At 58.2% G+C, this 19,911-nt stretch carries 22 protein-coding genes and 1 pseudogene; 22 read left to right on the top strand and 1 reads right to left on the bottom strand.

Annotated elements, in window-relative coordinates; all coding sequences use genetic code 11:
- Positions 1–2 precede the first annotated feature (2 nt).
- The 13 genes from aroB to B0B07_RS00335 all read left to right on the top strand — a co-directional run bounded on the left by aroB (position 3) and on the right by B0B07_RS00335 (position 11,315).
- Complete coding sequence (gene aroB, locus B0B07_RS00395) at positions 3–1,094, top strand: 3-dehydroquinate synthase (RefSeq protein ID WP_076756403.1); 1,092 nt, start codon at positions 3–5, stop codon at positions 1,092–1,094.
- Positions 1,094–1,483 carry a chorismate mutase gene (aroH, locus tag B0B07_RS00390; RefSeq protein ID WP_076757438.1) on the top strand — a complete coding sequence of 130 codons (390 nt, stop codon included), beginning with the start codon at positions 1,094–1,096 and terminating at the stop codon, positions 1,481–1,483. The genes aroB and aroH overlap by 1 nt, the downstream gene beginning before the upstream one ends.
- The gene (hisC, locus tag B0B07_RS00385) at positions 1,480–2,580 is read left to right on the top strand and encodes a histidinol-phosphate transaminase (protein ID WP_076756402.1); all 1,101 of its coding nucleotides are present in this window, start codon (positions 1,480–1,482) and stop codon (positions 2,578–2,580) included. The genes aroH and hisC overlap by 4 nt, the downstream gene beginning before the upstream one ends.
- Before the next feature lie 15 nt (positions 2,581–2,595).
- Positions 2,596–3,717 (top strand): prephenate dehydrogenase, encoded by a 1,122-nt coding sequence (locus B0B07_RS00380; RefSeq protein ID WP_327078170.1) that lies wholly within the window; start codon positions 2,596–2,598, stop codon positions 3,715–3,717.
- Between the two features lie 21 nt (positions 3,718–3,738).
- Positions 3,739–5,028, top strand: a complete 1,290-nt coding sequence (aroA, locus tag B0B07_RS00375; protein WP_076756400.1) for a 3-phosphoshikimate 1-carboxyvinyltransferase — start codon at positions 3,739–3,741, stop codon at positions 5,026–5,028.
- 140 nt (positions 5,029–5,168) lie between these two features.
- Positions 5,169–6,422, top strand: coding sequence for a tetratricopeptide repeat protein (locus B0B07_RS00370; protein WP_076756399.1), 1,254 nt, complete (start codon positions 5,169–5,171; stop codon positions 6,420–6,422).
- A gap of 14 nt (positions 6,423–6,436) precedes the next feature.
- Positions 6,437–6,991 (top strand): ReoY family proteolytic degradation factor, encoded by a 555-nt coding sequence (locus tag B0B07_RS00365; RefSeq protein WP_076756398.1) that lies wholly within the window; start codon positions 6,437–6,439, stop codon positions 6,989–6,991.
- A 280-nt stretch (positions 6,992–7,271) separates the two neighbouring features.
- Positions 7,272–7,721 (top strand): YpiF family protein, encoded by a 450-nt coding sequence (locus B0B07_RS00360; RefSeq protein WP_076756397.1) that lies wholly within the window; start codon positions 7,272–7,274, stop codon positions 7,719–7,721.
- Between the two features lie 199 nt (positions 7,722–7,920).
- Positions 7,921–8,424, top strand: a complete 504-nt coding sequence (locus tag B0B07_RS00355) for a QcrA and Rieske domain-containing protein (RefSeq protein WP_076757437.1) — start codon at positions 7,921–7,923, stop codon at positions 8,422–8,424.
- Positions 8,425–8,446: 22 nt separating this feature from the next.
- Positions 8,447–9,121 (top strand): menaquinol-cytochrome c reductase cytochrome b subunit, encoded by a 675-nt coding sequence (qcrB, locus tag B0B07_RS00350; protein ID WP_076756396.1) that lies wholly within the window; start codon positions 8,447–8,449, stop codon positions 9,119–9,121.
- A 40-nt stretch (positions 9,122–9,161) separates the two neighbouring features.
- Positions 9,162–9,947 carry a menaquinol-cytochrome c reductase cytochrome b/c subunit gene (locus B0B07_RS00345; RefSeq protein ID WP_076756395.1) on the top strand — a complete coding sequence of 262 codons (786 nt, stop codon included), beginning with the start codon at positions 9,162–9,164 and terminating at the stop codon, positions 9,945–9,947.
- A gap of 48 nt (positions 9,948–9,995) precedes the next feature.
- Complete coding sequence (lhaT, locus tag B0B07_RS00340) at positions 9,996–10,610, top strand: lipoprotein heptaprenylglyceryl N-acetyltransferase LhaT (RefSeq protein ID WP_076756394.1); 615 nt, start codon at positions 9,996–9,998, stop codon at positions 10,608–10,610.
- 33 nt (positions 10,611–10,643) lie between these two features.
- Positions 10,644–11,315, top strand: coding sequence for a zinc metallopeptidase (locus B0B07_RS00335; RefSeq protein WP_076756393.1), 672 nt, complete (start codon positions 10,644–10,646; stop codon positions 11,313–11,315).
- A 48-nt stretch (positions 11,316–11,363) separates the two neighbouring features.
- Here B0B07_RS00335 and B0B07_RS00330 read toward each other — a convergent pair whose 3' ends face one another.
- A complete protein-coding gene (locus B0B07_RS00330; RefSeq protein ID WP_076756392.1) occupies positions 11,364–12,233 on the bottom strand; it encodes a YitT family protein in 870 nt (289 codons plus the stop codon).
- Between the two features lie 211 nt (positions 12,234–12,444).
- Between B0B07_RS00330 and B0B07_RS00325 the strand changes: the two genes are divergently transcribed.
- The 9 genes and pseudogenes from B0B07_RS00325 to panD all read left to right on the top strand — a co-directional run bounded on the left by B0B07_RS00325 (position 12,445) and on the right by panD (position 19,655).
- Positions 12,445–12,780: a nucleotide pyrophosphohydrolase gene (locus tag B0B07_RS00325; RefSeq protein WP_076756391.1), complete on the top strand. Its 336-nt coding sequence runs from the start codon at positions 12,445–12,447 to the stop codon at positions 12,778–12,780.
- A gap of 2 nt (positions 12,781–12,782) precedes the next feature.
- Positions 12,783–13,538, top strand: a complete 756-nt coding sequence (gene dapB, locus B0B07_RS00320; RefSeq protein WP_076756390.1) for a 4-hydroxy-tetrahydrodipicolinate reductase — start codon at positions 12,783–12,785, stop codon at positions 13,536–13,538.
- A gap of 112 nt (positions 13,539–13,650) precedes the next feature.
- Positions 13,651–14,067 carry a methylglyoxal synthase gene (gene mgsA, locus B0B07_RS00315; protein ID WP_076756389.1) on the top strand — a complete coding sequence of 139 codons (417 nt, stop codon included), beginning with the start codon at positions 13,651–13,653 and terminating at the stop codon, positions 14,065–14,067.
- Positions 14,064–15,203, top strand: coding sequence for an N-acetyl-alpha-D-glucosaminyl L-malate synthase BshA (bshA, locus tag B0B07_RS00310; protein ID WP_076756388.1), 1,140 nt, complete (start codon positions 14,064–14,066; stop codon positions 15,201–15,203). Before mgsA ends, bshA begins: the two co-directional genes overlap by 4 nt.
- Entirely contained in the window at positions 15,200–16,390 is a 1,191-nt protein-coding gene (locus tag B0B07_RS00305; protein WP_076756387.1) for a CCA tRNA nucleotidyltransferase, read from the top strand. The genes bshA and B0B07_RS00305 overlap by 4 nt, the downstream gene beginning before the upstream one ends.
- A complete protein-coding gene (locus B0B07_RS00300; protein WP_076756386.1) occupies positions 16,368–17,357 on the top strand; it encodes a biotin--[acetyl-CoA-carboxylase] ligase in 990 nt (329 codons plus the stop codon). Before B0B07_RS00305 ends, B0B07_RS00300 begins: the two co-directional genes overlap by 23 nt.
- Before the next feature lie 227 nt (positions 17,358–17,584).
- Positions 17,585–18,433, top strand: coding sequence for a 3-methyl-2-oxobutanoate hydroxymethyltransferase (gene panB / locus B0B07_RS00295; protein ID WP_076757436.1), 849 nt, complete (start codon positions 17,585–17,587; stop codon positions 18,431–18,433).
- Positions 18,420–19,286 (top strand): pantoate--beta-alanine ligase, encoded by an 867-nt coding sequence (gene panC / locus B0B07_RS00290; protein WP_076756385.1) that lies wholly within the window; start codon positions 18,420–18,422, stop codon positions 19,284–19,286. Before panB ends, panC begins: the two co-directional genes overlap by 14 nt.
- Positions 19,274–19,655, top strand: a pseudogene (gene panD / locus B0B07_RS00285) (aspartate 1-decarboxylase). The gene panC and the pseudogene panD overlap by 13 nt, the downstream one beginning before the upstream one ends.
- Positions 19,656–19,911: the final 256 nt, after the last annotated feature.

Genomic DNA, 19,911 nt, shown 5'->3' with positions numbered 1-19,911 from the left:
CAATGGAAGAGATCCGGGTCTCCACGACCGAGCGGGCATATGACGTACGGGTCGGACCGGGTGCACTCGGACGGATCGGCGATTACCTGGAGGGTGCCGACCGGGTGGCCGTCATTGCGGATGAGCGGGTCGCCGGGATTCACGGCGACAGGCTGGAACAGGCACTGGCAGGGGCGGGCCGCGGTGACACACCGTGGTTCTTGGTGCCGGCAGGGGAAGCGTGCAAGACGGTGGAGTGGTTCGGAAACGCGCAGCAGTTCCTGCTGGAAGCCGGGTGCACGAGGAAATCGACCGTCATCGCCTTCGGAGGAGGAGCCTGCGGAGATCTGGCCGGCTTCGCTTCCGCAGCGTACATGCGCGGGATTGACTTCATCCAGTGCCCGACCACCATTCTGGCGCATGACTCATCCGTCGGCGGGAAAACGGGGATCAACCTTCCCGGCGGCAAGAACATGACAGGGGCCTTCCATCAGCCGTCGGCCGTTTTGTACGATACCGATCTGCTGGAAACCTTGCCGCCGGAAGAAATCCGGTCCGGCATGGCGGAAGCGGTCAAGCACCAGCTCATCTCACCCGATGGCCATGCGCGGGATATGCTCGTAACCGTCGATTATTCAGAGATGGATGAACAGACGCTGTTGCACTATATCGTATCCGGCATTCGCGTGAAAGCCGAAATCGTCGGACGGGACGAGCGTGAAGGATCTGTGCGCAAATTCCTGAACTTCGGCCATACATACGGACACGCAGTGGAAGCCGCTGCGGGCTACGGGGGCATGACGCACGGTGAATCGGTAATGATCGGCATGCTTTACGCGCTGATCCTGAGCGAGCAGCTGACAGGTGCGGATCGCGGACTCACGGATGCGCTTCAGCGTTTTTCGGAGCGGAACGGCTATCCGCTCCGGTCGGTCGCCGGCTATCCGTTCGAGCAGCTGTACGGCTACATGCAGAAAGATAAAAAGGCTTCATACGGAGAACTGCATTTTGTCCTGCTGCCGGAAGACGGCCATCCTTTGATGAATAAGGCGGACAGGGAACAATGCAGGAAGGCCGATGAAGAACTGAGAAAACGACTGGGGGTTCTGACATGATGGTGAGAGGAGTCCGCGGTGCGACGAGCATCTGCGAGGACGGACAGCAGCATGTGCTTGAGGAAACAGCTGAACTGGTAAAGGAAATGGCCGAGAAGAACGGCCTCGGCCCCGATGAAATCGTATCGGTCCTCATTTCGACCACGACCGACATCTCGTCGGCGTTCCCGGCCAAGGCGGTCCGGTCGATGCCGGGCTGGGAGTATGTTCCGGTCATGTGCACGCATGAGATGAACGTGCCGGGCTCATTGCCGCTCTGCATCCGCGTCCTCATGCACGCCAATACCGGAAAATCCCAGAAGGAGATCTGCCACGTCTACCGCAATGAAGCGGTCAGGCTCCGGCCGGACCTTGCGAACAGAAGCCTGGAAGGAGAGGGAGCGCAATGAGATGGAATGCACGGCTTGAGGGAATGCGGGCGTATGAACCCGGAAAAACGATCGCGGAAGTCAAGCGGGAGTATGGCCTCGACCGCATCGTCAAACTCGCCTCGAACGAGAACCCGTTTGGCTGCCCGCCGGCGGCATCCCGGTACCTGAAGGAAATGGATCTTGAAACTGCACTCTATCCGGACGGGTATTCCACCGCCCTCCGGTCCGCGCTCGCCGAAAAGCTCGGTGTCAGCGCGAGGCAGCTCCTGTTCGGCAGCGGATCGGACGAGATCATCGTCATCCTGGCACGTGCGCTTCTGTCCCAGGATGACAACACGGTCGCACCGTGGCCGAGCTTTCCGCAATACCGGCACAATGCTCGCATCGAAGGGGCGGAGCTGCGGGAGATTCCCCTGAAGGACAATCGGCATGACCTGGACTCCATGCTGCGTGCGATCGACGAGAATACATCGATCGTCTGGCTCTGTTCGCCGAACAACCCGACGGGCGGCATTATTCCGGACGACGAGCTGAGGGCGTTCATCTCCAGGGTGCCGGAGCATGTGCTCGTAGTGGTGGACAACGCGTACCACGAGTATGCCTCGGCAGTGGATTACCGGGATCCGGTCGATCTGATCGACGATTTCCCGAATGTGATCGTGCTCCGGACATTTTCAAAAGCGTACGGACTTGCCGCCCTCCGGGTCGGCTACGCAGTCGGCGCGGAAGCGGTCATCTCTAAGCTCGAGCCTGTCCGTTCCCCGTTCAACACGACGGTGGCCGGACAGGGGGCGGCACTGGCCGCCCTCGGCGGAGACGAGTTCATCCGGGAATGCCGGGAGAAGAATGAAAGAGGGAAAGAGCAGTACGTGAATTTCGCGCGGAAGCACGGCCTGGATTGTCCCCGGTCTGAGGCGAACTTTGTGCTCATGGAAATCCGGGGCACGGCAGACCATGTCGCGGCGGAACTGCTGAAGAGGGGCTTCATCGTCCGCAGCGGCGACAAGCTCGGAACACCGGGATACATCCGGATCACCGTCGGCACGGAAGAAGACAATGAAGCACTTCTCGGCGCACTTGCCGAAGTGCTGGCACACAGCGTACCGGGCGCATAAACCCGGCAGTCGTCGATTGGGAGTGTGGAATACATGGAAACGAAATTGGCGGTCATCGGACTCGGGCTCATCGGCGGATCGATGGCGCTCGCCCTGCAGCGGCATGAAGGTGTAGAGGTTGCCGGTTATGATTCGGACGAGCGAACACTGCGCGAAGCCCTCCATCTCGGCATCATCCATAGTACGGCGGAAACAGCCCGCCAGGCGGCAGAGCCCGCCGACTATATTTTCTTCGCCACGCCGGTGAATGAAACGATCAGGCTGATGAAGCAGGCATCAGCCGAGTGGAGCCTGAAACCGGGCGTCATCCTCACCGACACAGGCAGCACAAAAACATCGATCATGGAGCATGCAGGCCTGTTCCGGGAGAAGGACGCCGTTTTCGTCGGCGGCCACCCGATGGCCGGCTCGCACAAGAGCGGCGTGAGGGCGGCCAAAGAGCACCTGTTCGAAAATGCATACTACCTCCTCACGCCCGCCTCGGGGAAAGATGAGGCGCATGCCCGTCGCCTGGAGAATTTCCTCAAAGTGACGAAGGCGAAGCTCGCTGTCGTCACCGCCGCGGAGCATGACGCGATGACCGCTGTCGTCAGCCACTTCCCCCACCTCGTCGCCGCATCACTCGTCCGGCGCCTGGAAGATGAGTCGGTCGAGCATCCGTTCGCGAGGGAGCTCGCGGCAGGGGGATTCAGGGACCTGACCCGGATCGCATCGTCAAATCCGGACATGTGGCGTGACATCACCCTTCAGAACCGCGACGAGCTCCTCGACCAGCTGGACCTTTGGCAGCAGGAGATGGAAGCGGTGAGGGCGATTGTCGAGGCGGGGGACCCGGATGAGATCCGCCGGTTCTATGACGGGGCGAGGGCCTACCGGGACGCGCTGCCGCTGAAATCCCAGGGGGCGCTCTTCTCTTCGTTCGACCTGAATGTCGACATCCCGGACAACCCGGGGGCCATTTCGGAGATCACCGGTATTCTAGCAAAGGCCGGAATTTCGATCACGAATGTCCGGATCGTCGAATCCCGTGCCGACGTGTTCGGCATTCTCGTCGTCTCATTCCAGACTGCGGATGACCGGGAGTTGGGCCGGGTTTGCCTGGCGGAAAACACAAGTTACGAAATCTACATCAGTTAATCGGACAGGAGGAGCGGGCTTATGGAACGGATTAAACTTGAATACGGCGGTGCCCCGCTGCGAGGCAGCCTTACCGTGCCCGGGGACAAATCGGTCTCGCACCGCGCCGTCATGTTCGGCAGCATCGCGGAGGGGCGCACGACCGTCTCCGGATTCCTTTCAGGGGAAGACTGTCTGCGGACAATCGACTGTTTCCGGTCGCTCGGCGTGAGCATCGAACGCGAAGGCACCGATCTCGTCATCGACAGTCCGGGCATCGACGGCTGGAAAGAGCCGTCCGACATTTTATATACCGGAAACTCCGGCACAACGACCCGGCTCATCCTCGGCGTACTCGCGGGATCCCGGGTGCACTCGGTCGTCACCGGCGACAGCTCGATCGCCAAGCGGCCGATGAAGCGGGTCACCGATCCGCTCGACCGGATGGGGGCAGACATCCGCGGCCGCGAAGGGGCACAGTACACGCCGCTGTCCGTCCAGGGCGGACAGCTCCGGGCGATTGACTACGACATGCCCGTCGCGAGCGCACAGGTGAAATCGGCCATCTTGTTTGCGGCGCTCCGGGCGGACGGCGAATCCGTCATCCGGGAGAAAGAAGTATCACGTGACCACACCGAGCGCATGATGCACAACTTTGGCATCCAGGTCAGCAGCGAAGAAGGGACGATCCGGCTGCAGGGCGGCCAGAAACCCGTTGCGGTCCATGTCGATGTGCCGGGTGACATTTCGTCCGCAGCGTTCTTCCTTGCTGCCGGCGCACTCGTGCCGGACAGCGAAGTATCGCTTGAAAATGTCGGGCTAAACCCGACCCGGTCCGGGATGCTGGACGTTCTGGAAGCGATGGGCGCCGAAATCCGGGTCACGGAAAGCGGCTCTTCGGATTCCGAGCCGCGAGGAACACTGACGGTCCGGCATTCCTCCCTGCGCGGGACGGAGATCTCCGGTCCGCTCATCCCGCGGCTCATCGACGAGATACCGGTCATCGCACTCCTGGCGACGCAGGCCGAGGGAACGACGGTCATCAAGGACGCCGAAGAACTGCGGGTGAAGGAAACGGACCGGATTGCGGCAGTCGCCGAAGAACTCGGTAAGCTCGGAGCGGATATCGAACCGACGGCGGACGGCATGATCATCCGCGGTCCGGTCCGGCTAGGCGGCGGAACGCTCGATTCACGCGGAGACCACCGGATCGGCATGATGGCCGCCATCGCATCGCTGATCGCCGACGGACCGGTCGAGCTGGAAGATCCGGACTGCATCGCGGTTTCCTATCCGGCATTTTTCGAACACCTCGATTCACTGCAGAAATAAATTCCGCACAGTTACGACTGTTTTTTCCTGCTGTCGGCGGACGGACCCAAGCCTCTTTTTGCAGGAGGCTTTTTTTCTTGTGAAGGGACGGTTCATCTTGTAGCATGAAGTATGAAAAATGACAGGACGGGTGAATACTGATGGAGACAATCGAACTTTTACAGCAATATATTCTGGACGGCGAACTGTCCAAGATGGAATCCCTCATCTTGGACATCCAGGCATCCCCCGATGCGGAAACCCGCTACATGGCAGCGGAGCTGCTCGGTGAATACGGCTTCCTCCAGGAAGCGGACCTGCTTTATGACGGGCTGCTGAAGCTCATGCCCGACGAGGCCCAGCTGAAGATCGACCGGGCCGGCGTACTCATGGAACTCGGGGAAGAGGACGAAGCGCTCCTCCTCCTTACATCAATCCGGCCGGACGAAGAAGAATACGCACAGTCGCTCCTCGTTCTGGCCGACTACTATCAGATGGCGGGGATGGCGGAAACCGCGCTTCAGAAAGTCGAAGAAGCGGCGGGCCTCCTCCCGCATGAACCCGCGGTCCAGTTTGCCAAAGCCGAACTTCTCCTCGACTCCGGCAGATATGCCGAGGCGGCGAGGCTGTATTCAGAAATCCGCAAATCCGCATCGGAAATCGCAGGCGTCCGGCTGTCGGACCGGGTCGCCGAGGCGTATGCAGCCGGCGCCGCATACGAAGAAGCCCTGCCGTACTACAAGGAATCCCTGGAGCAGGCCAGGACGCCGGATGTCTTGTTCGGCTACGCGTATGCTTCCTATCAGAGCGGCCTATATAAAGAGTCAATCCGGGCGCTTGCCGAACTGAAGGACATCGACCCGGACTACTTCTCCGCCTACGCGCTGCTCGCACAGGCGCTCATGATGGACGGAGAGGACGAGGCTGCCTACCGGACACTCGAAGAAGGGCTGATGCGGGACAAGTTCGATAAGGAGCTGTTCCTTTCGGCGGGCAAGCTCGCCCTCAAGACGGGACGGCCCGACGAAGCGGAAGAGCACCTCAAGGAAGCGATCGCGCTCGATCCCGAGTACATGGAAGCCATCCATGCGCTCATGTCGCTGTATGACCATGGGGAGCGGAACGAAGAGATCATCGACATGTTCTCGGAATTGCGCAGGGAAGGAATCGACTGGTCCGGCCTGTATCCGTTCGCCGCCTACGCGTATGAACGGGAAGAAAATTATCCGGACGCATATGAATTTTACCGGCTCGCATATCATGAGTTTAAGGAAGACGCACAGTTCCTGGAAAAGTTCGCCCTTTTCCTGCTGGATGAAGGAAATCGGGAGGAAGCCATCGAAGTGATACAAAGACTCGCCACTCTCGTTCCTGATGATCCGAAATGGTCATCATTCCTCGAGAACGATCTGTGAAAGGAGGGGGTTTTGTGGAAGCGTCAGTCCCGGTCGCCGAAAAGAAGGAGTTTGTCCGGTGGTTCCTGAAAACCCACCAGCTGAAGAGGCGGGAATGTGTCTGGATCCTGAACTATCTCCTCAGCCACGACCAGCTGTTGCAAAATGTGCGCTTTGTGGACGAGGCACACTACTGTCCGAGGGCAATGGTCATGTCCACGACCGATTCGGACGGGATTCCCTTCCGATTCTACAAAGGGAACCTGATGACCGCCGACGCGGAAAAATCATTCCACGACCTGCGGCTGCATCCCGAGGAGAATATGTTCCTGCAGCTCAACTTCCCCGGCAGGCATTCCTGCCCCGAATACGCTGCTGTGCTTGAAGACAACCCGTATGTGCCGGAATACATCAGAATCAGCGAGAAAGACAGGAAAGAAGCCGAACAACTTCTTGAAGACAGTGTACTCGCTTTCCGTGAAGAACAATTGCTCAGGGAAATCGACGAAGCGCTCGACTGCAACGACAAAGAGAGGTTCTTCTCCCTGTCCAAGACACTCCAAACGATTAAAGAAGTGGGGAAACCGTGACTTCATCCCGGAGATGAGGTCTTTTCTTATGGAGAAAATGGGGGACGCCGTTCCGGATACGCGGGAGGGGACACTGCAGGCATTCCATGTTTCCCCCCGTAAACAGCCGTTCAGATTTGCAATTGGAACCGTGCAATGCCAAAGTAAAATGGATGGTGCATAAAAATTGCACACGGACTTATATCTCAAATCACAGCTGGGGACACTGGACCATGGCTGTGCGCCCGGATGAGTCCGGCGTGCACGCCGGGGGATGTCCCCCCTGCAGGAGGGGCTTAGGATGAACTGGACAGCAAGAGACATGGATCTTTACCTACAGCAGAGCGAGTACATCGACACGGCGGTCGTTCCGCTCGTCGGCCTCGGGAGCGAGGGGCCGGGGATGAAACAGAGTGCATCCGAAACCGAATTCCTGATGAATCTGACCGCCTTTCTCGAGCATCAGTTCAAGGGCAGGCTGATGCTCCTGCCGCCGTTCACTTATCTGGACAAGAGCGACAAGGCCCGCCTGGCCTCGGAGTGGGAGGCCTCGATTGCGGACATGCCGTTCAAGCACGTGTTTTATCTGACCACGGATCAAACATGGTCAGCGGAAGGCATTATCGGGGACGCCATCTGGATCCCTTCGATCCCGCTGGAGCATATGGACAAGAAGCTCAAGCAATCGGTCCTGGAGGACCAGGTCCGCCAGATCATTCCGGTCCTGACCGCCAGATGGACGGGCAATTAAGGGACAAAGCACCGATCGGACAGCCGGCCGGCATGCAAGCAGAAAGGCGAGTCATAAAAAGTTCACAAACTGTTCCACGCATTAAATGCTTTGTTGAATTTCGTTTTTGATTGAGCTATCATAGATATGTCCTAGCTATGCTATTCAGTAGTAAAAGTTTGTCCGTTGGACTGACCTTTTAGTAAGAGGGGGGAACATGATGAGCAAATCACGAGTTTCACGACGTCAATTCCTTAACTATACGTTGATGGGCGTCGGCGGATTCATGGCTTCCGGCATGCTCATGCCGATGATCCGCTTTGCAGTGGACCCTGTCCTCGAAGCCGGAGCAGCTGGGGATTACATCCCGACCAGCCAAAAGGTGAGCGAGCTGACAGAAGAGCCGGTCCGCGTGGATTTCACGTACGACCAAGTGGACGGCTGGTACGAGTCCGAAGTGACGGGTACCGCTTGGGTTTACAAGGAAGGCAACCAGATCGTTGCACTTTCTCCGGTGTGCAAACACCTTGGCTGTACAGTGAACTGGGCCTCCGACAAGGAGCACCCGCACCAGTTCTATTGCCCTTGCCACGGCGGGCGCTATGAAAAGAACGGGAAAAACGTGCCGGGAACGCCTCCGACAGGCCCGCTCGACGAGTTCGACGTAAAAGAACAAGACGGCCTGCTTTATCTCGGCGCCGCCAAACCGAACACACTAGTCTAATTAGTTAGGGGGTCAGAAAACCGTGCTGAACAGAATCTACGATTGGGTGGACGAGCGGCTCGACATCACGCCAATCTGGCGGGACATCGCCGACCATGAAGTACCTGAGCACGTAAACCCTGCGCATCATTTTTCCGCATTCATCTACTGCTTCGGCGGCCTGACGTTCTTCGTCACCGTCATCCAGATCCTGTCCGGGATGTTCCTCACGATGTACTACACTCCGGACATCGAAAATGCTTGGAAATCCGTTTACTATCTTCAAAACGAAGTTGCATTCGGTGAGATCGTGCGCGGTATGCACCACTGGGGGGCATCTCTCGTCATCGTCATGATGTTCCTACATACTCTGCGGGTATTCTTCACAGGTTCTTACAAGAAGCCGCGTGAACTGAACTGGATCGTCGGAGTTCTCATCTTCGTCGTCATGCTCGGTCTCGGGTTCACGGGCTACCTTCTCCCTTGGGACATGAAAGCCCTCTTTGCAACGAAGGTCGGTATTGAAATCGCAGCATCCGTTCCGTTTATCGGGGAGTGGATCAAAGTCCTCCTTGCCGGGGACTCCGTGATCCTCGGAGCTCAGACGCTTACACGTTTCTTCGCGATTCATGTGTTCTTCCTGCCGGCTGCACTGCTTGCACTTCTTGCGGCTCACTTCATCATGATCCGGAGACAAGGTATTTCCGGTCCGTTGTAAGATTGACGGACACTAACGTCCAAAAAGAGGAGGGGACACTATGCATCGCGGAAAAGGGATGAAATTCGTCGGTGACTCCCGTATACGTTCATACGAGAAGAACCGGATCCCGAAAGACTATTCAGAGTACCCAGGCAAGACAGAAGCGTTCTGGCCGAACTTCCTGCTGAAGGAATGGATGATCGGTGCAATCTTCCTCGTCGGATACCTGATCCTTACGGTCGCCCATCCATCTCCACTGGAGCGCCAGGCCGACCCGACCGACACAGGATATATTCCGCTGCCTGACTGGTACTTCCTGTTTATGTATCAGCTTCTGAAATATGAATTTGCATCCGGACCGTTCAACGTGGTCGGTGCCATCGTCATGCCGGGTCTTGCAATCGGTGCACTCATGCTCGTGCCGTTCATGGACACGACAAAAGAACGCCGCCCGCTCAAGCGTCCGCTTCCGACGGCATTCATGCTACTCGCACTTTGCTCAATGATCTACCTCACTTGGGAATCCGTCGTAAACCATGACTGGGATGCGGCAAAGGCCCAGGGTGAAATCGTCGAAGAAGCAGACGTGGACACATCCGATCCGGGATATGAAGTGTATATGAACCAGTCCTGTGTGACTTGTCACGGCGAGAACTTCGAAGGCACGCCTGCCGGAGCTCCGCTCGTCGGAACAGGCCACACGGCTGAAGAAGTCAAGGACATCGCAGTGAACGGAATCGCGGAAGACGGCCAGCAGCTCATGCCGGCTGACGCTTTCCAGGGATCTGACGAAGACCTCGACAAACTGGCCGAGTTCATCTCGGGCATCACGAACCAGAAATAATGGAAAAGAGCCAGGTGACTGGCTCTTTTTTCATACCCGGAGGTTCCCATGCAATCAACCATCAGTCTGATCCGAGCCATCCTGAATGACCGGAGATTCCTCATCGTTCTGTTTCTGGTCAACCTTGCGGGAACGGTGTACGGGTACATCTGGTATAAAGGCCAGCTGCAGAACACGGAACCGGTCTTCCTTCCGTTTGTGCCGGACAGCCCGACGGCGAGCCTGTTCTTCACGCTTGCCGTACTCGGCTGGATTTTCGGCCGCCACTGGAAGCTGATTGAGGCGCTCGCCCTCATTACGCTCGTCAAATATGGGCTTTGGGCGGTCGTCATGAACATCTGGACCGAAATGGAGAGCGGACCGATCGGTCCCCTCGGCTGGATGCTCGTCATCTCGCATTTTGCCATGGCGCTGGAGGCTGTCCTTTACATGGACAAGTACCGGTTCGGCCTCATCTCCATCGCCATTGCCGCAGTCTGGACGATGCACGATGTGGTCATTGACTACGTGTTCGGACAAATGCCGGTCTATGGAGATCTTATGGACCATATGAATGGGATCGGATATTTCACCTTCTGGCTGTCTGTCGCCTGCATCGGGATCGCCGTCTGGTCTTGGCGCCGCCGGTCCATTTTATTGGCGGAAGAGACGGCAAGCCGGTAAAATAGACGTAGATAGAAAAAGGGAGGATATAGAATGTTCCTGATCTACCTGCTGATCATTATCGCATTGCCGATCTATGCACAATCCAAAGTGAAAAATGCCTATCGGAAATACTCCCGTGTGCGTTCGACGTCCGGGATGTCGGGTGCGGAAGTCGCACGGCTCATCCTCGACAAAAACGGTCTTCACAATGTTAAAGTCGTCGAGACGCCGGGAACGCTCTCCGATCACTACAACCCGATCACGAAGACCGTCGCCCTGTCCACGGACAACTACCGGAACCCTTCGGTTGCCGGTACGGCCGTTGCTGCACACGAAGTCGGCCACGCCATCCAGGATGCCCACGATTATGCATTCCTGCGTTTTCGTCACCGCCTGGCACCGGTTGCCAACATTACGTCCAATGCATCATGGATCTTCATCATGATGGGCCTGTTTTTCTCGAGCATGAACTCGCTGCTCGGCATCGGCATCGCCCTCATGGCAGTCGGCGTCCTGTTCCAGGTCGTCACGCTGCCGGTGGAGTTCAATGCATCCAACCGGGCGATGAACCAGATTGTCGAACTCGGCATCATCCGGAACGAGGAAGAGCCCGCTGCCCGGAAAGTACTGAACGCAGCGGCACTCACCTATGTCGCAGCCGCAGCGGTCGCCGTCCTGGAGCTTGCACGGCTTCTGCTCATCTTCACCGGCAGGGACGAATAAGGCAAGACAAAAACCCCCGCATCTTTCTGCGGGGGTTTTTCCATGCGTTCATTCAAGCGGGCGTTTTTCCTCGTCCAGCGTGAACCCTTCGCCCATGACATCCTTCACATCGGTGACTGAAACAAATGCATGCGGGTCAATCGAATTGATGATATTCTTCAGCCGGACGATTTCATTCCTGCCGACGACGCAGTAAATCACTTCCCGGGAAGTTTTCGTGAAGTGGCCCTGGCCTTTGAGGATGGTGACGCCCCGTTCCATCTCCTCGGTGATCTTGTCCGCAATTTCATCCTGCCATTCGGAGATGATCCATGCGCCCCGTCCAGAATACGCACCTTCCTGGACGAAATCGATGACCCTTGCACCGATGAAGACGGCGACGAGCGTGTACATCATCCGGGGCGTCGTCAGGTAGGTCGCCCATGAAAGGAGAATGACGCATGCATCGAACATGAACATCGTCCGGCCCATGCTCCATCCGGCATACTTGTTGGCGAGCCGGGCGATGATGTCGACGCCGCCTGTCGTACCGCCGTACCGGAAAATGATTCCGAGCCCGATGCCGATGAACACCCCGGCGAACAGTGCGACGAGGAACATGTCATTTTTGAGTCCGACTTCGAACTGATAGATCGTGAACACTTTCAGGAACACCGAAACGGCCACCGTGCCGATGACCGTATAGATGAACGGCTTGCGCCCTAACAGTTTCCAGCCGATGAAGAACATCGGAATGTTCAGCACCAAGTTCATGATGGCGGGGTCCAGATTAAACACGAACAGCAGGATCAGGGTGAGACCCGTGAATCCGCCTTCGGCCAGCTCATTCTGGATGTTGAAGTGAACGAGCCCGAAACTGAAAATCGCCGCACCGATCAGGATCATGATTATATTTTTCACCTTAATCCCCTGGAACATTCCCATCATCCTTCCGGTTCGAAATAATTGATCCGGCCATTGCTTGTACAGCCGGTGGATTGAATATGGTCATCAGCGGTCCGGCAGAAGCGAAGGGCGATGGTTGCCGTCTTGTGCCGCCGCCCTGCACCTTTCCTAGTATCCTTTATCCGATTAGTTTTGACAATAGGACGGCGGTTTATATACGATGAGGAGAGGAGATGAAAAGTAGATGGAAACTGCCAGAACGATGAAGGACATGCAACAAGAAGTGGATCGTTACATATCCCAGTTCAAAGAGGGGTATTTTCCGCCGATGGAACTCCTCGCCCGGCTATCAGAAGAACTGGGTGAACTGGCGAGGGAAGTGCAACACGTCCATGGTATGAAAAAGAAGAAGTCGACAGAGTCGGAGAAGTCGCTTGAAGAAGAACTGGGCGACCTGTTTTTTGTTCTGATCTGCTTTGCGAATGCGGAAGGCATCGACATGGACCGGGCCCTTCAGACCGTGATGGAGAAGTTCAATACACGGGACCGGGACAGGTGGACTAAAATCGGGGAGGAATAAAGATGATCCGAGTGGCGGTGGCAGGTCCGCGCGGAAGGATGGGCGCGATGGCAGTGGAGACTCTTGTAACACAGCGTGACATGTTGCTGGTCGGTGTGCTGGACCGGAAGATGGCCGAACAGGCATCGACGATTGCAGGGGCCGTTCCGATCTATACGGACATGGAAACGTTGGCGATCGAGTCAAAGCCGGATGTGCTGGTCGAACTGACGACCCATGAATCGGTGTACCGGCATGCACAATCGGCCATCAAGGAAGGCATCCGTCCGGTCATCGGGACGAGCGGGCTGACTCCGGAAGAGATCAGCCATCTGGAAGGACTCTGCCGGGAAAGCGGCATCGGCTGCATCATCGCGCCGAACTTCTCGGTCGGCGCGGCACTCATGATGAAATTCTCCGCAATTGCCTCAAGATTCATGCCGGCATCGGAGATCATCGAACTGCATCACGACGGGAAAAAAGACGCCCCTTCCGGAACGGCCGAGCTGACGGCCCGCATGATGGCGGACAGCAAGGGCCCGTCCGGCGGGAAAAGCACCGCCGGCATTCCGATCCACAGTGTCCGGCTGCCCGGTCTTCTCTCCCACCAGGAAGTGCTGTTCGGCGGGGAAGGGCAGCTGCTCACGCTCCGCCACGATTCATTCAGCCGGCAGTCTTATATGAGTGGCATCAAGCTGTCCGTCCGGGAAGTCATGAAGCGCAACGGACTCATATACGGGCTCGACAAGATCATCGATGACGGGCAGCAGCCCATTTGACTTGCGGCGGCTGAAGCCGGCATGTAAACGCCGGCACATGCAGGGGAATGAATGAAAAGAGATAAATGACAGAAAACCGACCGGATAACCGGCTGAAAGGGAGGGACCCCCCATGAATATTGCATTGATTGCGCACGACCAAAAGAAAGACGATCTCATCGAATTCGTGATCGCCTACCAGCCCATCTTCAAAGAACATTCGCTGTACGCGACCGGCACGACCGGCAAGCGCGTGTCCGAAGCGACTGGCCTGGACGTCCACCGGTTCCAGTCCGGCCCGCTCGGCGGCGATCAGCAGATCGGCGCGATGGTGGCACAAAATCTGCTTGACCTGATCATCTTCTTCCGGGATCCGCTTACCGCCCAGCCGCACGAGCCGGATGTGTCGGCGCTACTTCGCCTGTCTGATGTATATAAGGTCCCCCTTGCAACCAACATGGGAACGGCAGAAGTGCTGCTCCGTGGCTTGTCGGAAAACCATCTCGACTGGCGCCTCGGCAATAAACCCGGAGGGGGGGACGGCCGGTGAAAAAGCTGAAGATCGGAATCACCTGCTATCCATCCCTGGGCGGTTCGGGCGTCGTTGCGACCGAGCTCGGGATCCTGCTTGCCGAACGCGGGCATGAAGTCCATTTCATCACTTCCGGCCGGCCTTTCCGGCTTTACATGGATCAGCCGAACATCACCGTCCATGAGGTGGAAGTCGGCCATTATGCAGTTTTCAAGTTCACACCGTATGACATTGCGCTCGCAAACAAGATTTCGGAAGTGATCGTGGACGAAGGGCTCGACATCCTGCATGCCCACTATGCCGTCCCGCACGCCGTGTGTGCCGCACTTGCAAAGGATATGGCGGATTCCGACATCGCGGTCGTGACGACCCTGCACGGAACCGACGTGACGGTGCTCGGCCATGATCCGACACTCCGCGGAACGGTGAAATACGGGATCAATAAATCCGACCTGACCACAGCCGTTTCGGATTCGCTCAAGCAGGACACGTATGAGCTGATCAAGCCGTCCAAGGAAATCCGGACGGTCTATAACTTCATCGACAGCCGGCAGTACCGTCCCGTGGATTCATCCCATATGAAAGAGGCGCTCGGCATTCCCGAAGGGGACAAGGTGGTGATCCACGTCTCGAATTTCCGGAAGGTCAAGCGAATCGACGACATCATCCGCAGTTTCAAAAAAATCAACGAAGAAATCCCGTCGAAGCTGCTGCTCGTCGGGGAAGGTCCCGAAATGTCGGACATGCATGCGCTTGCGACCGAGCTCGGGGTCGGGACGGAAGTGCTGTTTCTCGGAAAGCGCGATGACCTGCCGGATCTGTTCTCGATCAGCGACCTGAACATGCTGCTGTCCGAGAAGGAAGCGTTCGGGCTCGTCCTGATCGAGGCGATGGCGTGCGGCGTTCCCTGTGTCGGGTCGGACATCGGAGGCATCCCCGAAGTCATCACCGACGGGGAGAACGGATTCATCCGACCGCTAGGCGATGTCGATGGCTTCGCGGAAGCGGCGCTGCGCATCCTCGGAGACCCGGACCTGGCTTCCCGTTTCTCGGAGGATGCCATCCGAAGTGTCCAGGAGCGGTTCAGCGCGGAGGAGATCGTCCGGCAATATGAAGAACTTTATTACGAAGCGATCGGAGAGCCTGTGTTTTGACGGAGAACATATGGGCGGCTGCTCTTGGCACCGTGCGCTCTCTCCATGAAGCGGGCTACGAAGCGGTCATCGTCGGCGGTGCGGTGCGTGACCGGATCATGGGCCTTGAGGCAGATGACGTCGATATCGCCACTTCCGCACTCCCGGAGCAGGTGAAGGCCGTGTTCCCGAAGACGGCAGACGTGGGGATTGCCCACGGCACGGTGCTCGTGATCCATCCGCTCGCGCCTGTTGAAGTGACGACATTCAGGACGGAAGGGACCTACTCGGATCACCGCCGTCCGGACAGCGTGGAATACGTCAAGTCGCTCAGGGAAGACCTGAGACGCCGCGATTTCACGATGAATGCGGTCGCCCTCCGGGATGACGGCTCGCTGTATGATCCGTTCGGCGGGCGTGAAGACATCCGGGAAGGCATCATCCGGGCGGTCGGCGACCCGGACGAACGGTTCGGGGAAGATGCACTGCGGATGATCCGCGCGGTCCGTTTTGCGGCGAAAACGGGATTCAGGATCGAATCGGGCACTTTTGACGCCATCATCCGCCAGGCGGGGAATATCCGTGCCGTTTCCGTGGAGCGGATCAAGATGGAGCTGGACAAAGTGTGGAAAAGCGGACGAGCCGGACTGGCGATGCATCTGCTCATCGAGACCGGGCTTGCGGCCCACCTGCCGCTCATGGATCCGGCACGGGCGGATGCGGATCTTCCTGTCTGGGACCGCTTCGGCAAGCCGGCGCGGCCTGTGGAAGGCTGGGCACTGCTGACGGAACTGGCCGGTGGTCCGGCGGAGAATCCTTACAAGTTGTCCAATGCGGAGAAGCGGTCCATACGCGATATCCGGGCGGCCTGGGAAATCAGGAGCAGCCGCCCCTTCCATCCGATGGACATCTACAGGCTGCCGGCTGAAGCTCTGAAAGCAGGGTGGAGGCTGGCCGCGCTGTCCGGACAGGCACCTCCGGCGGAGCCGGATGAGATCGACCGGCAAAAAGCCCGGCTCCCGATCGGATCGATGAAAGAGCTGGCCGTCACGGGCAATGAACTGATTGCCTGGGCGGGCCAAACGGGCGGTCCGTGGGTTAGGGACTGGCTCGGCAAAATAGAGGAAGCCGTCGTCACGGGACTCATCGTGAACAACCGTGACGACATCAAAGGATGGTTCTTAGATGGATTCAACAGTCAAAGATAAAGAAAGCCTGCTTGCCCGTCTGCTCAAGGCAGGCGGAGAGCCGCTGTCCGGACAGGTCCTTGCCGAGGAAGCCGGCGTTTCGCGGACGGCAATCTGGAAATGGATCAAGGAGCTGGAGGAAGAAGGCTACATGATCCGACCAGTGCGGAAAAAGGGATATGTGCTGGAGGGCGTTCCGGACGTCCTGTCGCCGGGACTTCTGAAGAAACACCTGGCCGGGGACGGCTTCGTCACCCGGATCCTCCATTTCGAGACCGTGGACTCCACAATGCCGATCGCCCACCGGGAAGCCCAGGAAGGCGCCGCCGACGGAACCGTGATCGTTGCGGAGGAACAGACGTCAGGGAAAGGCCGGCTGGCCCGACCCTGGATGTCGACTGCCGGCAAGGGCATCTGGATGAGCGTGATCCTGAAACCCGACATTCCTCCCCACAAGGCGCCCCAGTTCACGCTCATCGCGGCCGTCTCGGTGTGCCGGGCGATACGTGAAGTCTCGGGAACCGATGCCCGGATCAAATGGCCGAACGATCTGCTCATCAACGGGCGGAAGGTGACGGGCATCCTGACGGAACTGCAGGCCGATCCCGACCGTGTCCAGGCGATCATCATCGGAGTCGGCATCAATGTGAACCAGCAGCCGGAAGACTTTCCGGAAGAGCTCCGGTCCATCGCCACATCCGTGGGGCACGAGGCCGGACAGAAGATCGACCGGGCCCGTCTGGCGGCTGAGGTTCTGCGCCGCCTCGGCGAATACTCCCGGCTCTATCTGAAGGAAGGGTTCCCGCCGATCAAACGGATGTGGGAAGAGGACGCCGTGACGATCGGGCGGCGCGTGAAGGCGGTCACCATGCGCGAAACGCTGACCGGGACGGCCGTCGGCATCACGGATGACGGGGTATTGGAACTCAGGCTTGATGACGGGACGGTCCGCGGCATTTATTCCGCGGATATCGAGCTCCAGGATTAAGCATTGCGTCTGCCGTCCCTTCTCTGCTATATTGAAAGCGGAGAAGGGCGGTATCGTAACTGAACTGCACCTGATAAACAGCTGATCACCGGGATTTGATGAAATGACTGATCCGCCTTGATCCAGAAACCGACAGGGACGGAGAAGACCGGAATGAATGATACAGCCCTTCTGCCATTTTTTTGGCGGAAGGGCTTTTGGTTTTCTCCCCGGAAGGAGAAGAAAAGTTGAAATCAACAGGCGATTTCCAGAAGATGAAAGCGGCCGGAGACAAGATTGTCATGATGACTGCGTATGACTTTCCGACGGCGGCGATGGCCGAGGAGGGGGGCGTGGACGTGATCCTCGTCGGGGATTCGCTCGGCATGGTCGTGCTCGGCTATGATTCGACCGTCCCGGTTACGGCGGAAGACATGATCCATCACGGCAAGGCAGTCCGCCGCGGGGCCAAGAACACATTCATCGCGGTTGACTTGCCGTTTGCGACGTATCACGGCAGCATGGACCGGACCCTCGAGACCGGGGCACGCATTTTCCGCGAAACCGGTGCGGATGCGCTGAAGCTCGAAGGGGCCGGCCCCGTATCGGATTCGATCCGGACGCTCGTGTCGGCCGGGATGCCGGTCGTCGCCCATCTCGGTCTTCTGCCCCAGTCCGCCGGCGTGCTCGGCGGCTACAAGGTTCAGGGGAAAGACGCCGAAGCCGCCAACCGGCTGCTGGAGGAGGCGAAGGAAGTCGAGGCGGCCGGTGCCTGCATGCTCGTGGTCGAGTGCGTGCCGTACCAGCTGGCCCAGCGCGTGGCCGCGGCCGCCTCGATTCCGGTCATCGGCATCGGGGCGGGCGCCGGGACGGACGGACAGGTGCTCGTCTTCCATGACCTCGCCGGCTACGGCTCCCACCGCGTGCCGAAGTTCGTGCGGCGGTTTGCCGATTCGGGGGCTGAGGCGCTGCGCGGGATTTCGGGCTTCGCAGCGGCCGTACGCGACGGCTCGTTCCCGGCGGAGGAACACCGGTTCACGATGAAAGAAGAGGAAGTCGGAAAACTGTACGGGGGTGACAAGGTTGAAACGTATTGAAACGGTTGAAGAAATGATGCAGATCGCCCGGCAGCTGCGACGGGAAGGCAAGTCGATCGGACTCGTGCCGACGATGGGCTACCTTCACGAAGGCCACCTGGCCCTTGCCGGTGCCGCACGCAAAGAAAGTGACATGGTCATCATGAGCATTTTCGTCAACCCCGCCCAGTTCGGTCCCGGCGAAGACTTTGAGACGTATCCGCGGGATCTGGAGCGCGACTGCGCGCTTGCAGAAGAAGCGGGGGTGGACTATCTGTTCCATCCGACTGCCGGGGATATGTATCCGCAGGACGGCGGCATCCGGATCCTTCCCGGACCGCAGGCCGATGTCCTTTGCGGGAGCAGCCGCCCGGGGCATTTTGACGGGGTGCTCAAAGTGATCTGCAAGCTCTTCAACATCACGTCACCCGACCGGGCCTATTTCGGTGAAAAAGATGCACAGCAGCTTGCCATCATCGAGACATTCGTCCGAGACTTCAATTTCCCGGTGGAAATCCGGCGCGTGCCGATCGTCCGGGAAGAAGACGGACTGGCCAAAAGCTCACGGAACGTCCGATTGTCGGATGCGCAGCGAAACGAGGCACCGGCAATCCGCCGTGCGCTTGAATGCGGAGAGCAGATATTCCTTGAAACCGGAAATGCCGGAGAGACTCTCGCTGCAGTGCGTCGTCTGCTCCAGAAAATCCCGGGTGCGGAACTGGAGTATGCGGAACTGCTCGAATACCCTTCGCTCAAGCCGGCTGACGCGGATACGAAGGAAATCATCCTGGCCGCCGCCGTCGGGTTCGGAAGCGTCCGCCTGATCGACAACGTCCTCCTTCCGGTGAAGGAGACGGCACCATGTACAAAGTGATGATGAACAGCAAGCTGCACCGCGCCACCGTTACACAGGCCGACCTCAACTATGTCGGCAGCATCACGATCGACGGCGATTTGCTCGACGCAGTCGGCATGCAGGCAAACGAAAAAGTCCATCGTCAACAACAACAACGGCGCCCGATTCGAGACCTATATCATCGAAGGCAAACGCGGAAGCGGGGTCATCTGCGTGAACGGAGCGGCTGCCCGGCTTGTTCAGCCGGGAGATGTCGTCATCATCCTCAGCTATGTCTGGGTGGATGCCGAAGAAGCCGAGACCCACCGGCCGACCGTGGCCCTAATCGGCGAATGGAACCGGATCACCTCAATCCTCCGGAGCGAGCCCGAAGCGACCGTCCTCTGAACCAATACCGGCGCGGACGCTGAAAGAACGATGGATAAATGAAAAAGGCGAGGCTGCACCCGTAATTCGGGGCGCAGCCTTGCCTTTTCTTGGTCTGAAAACCGCCGGCCCGATGTTTTCCCATTGGACGCCCTGCTTACCTTACAGGGAATCATTCATAACGCAGAGTGTGCTTTTCATGATGAAGAGGTCATCATTCTTCATTTGCAACCCGTCTTTCTTATCATACAGAGACAAGCCGGAATGACCGCTATCC

This window comes from Edaphobacillus lindanitolerans (assembly GCF_900156305.1).
GTDB lineage: Bacteria > Bacillota > Bacilli > Bacillales_A > Planococcaceae > Bhargavaea > Bhargavaea lindanitolerans.
Note: the sequence above shows the minus strand (reverse complement) of the source record. Positions and strands in the feature narration are given on the sequence as shown.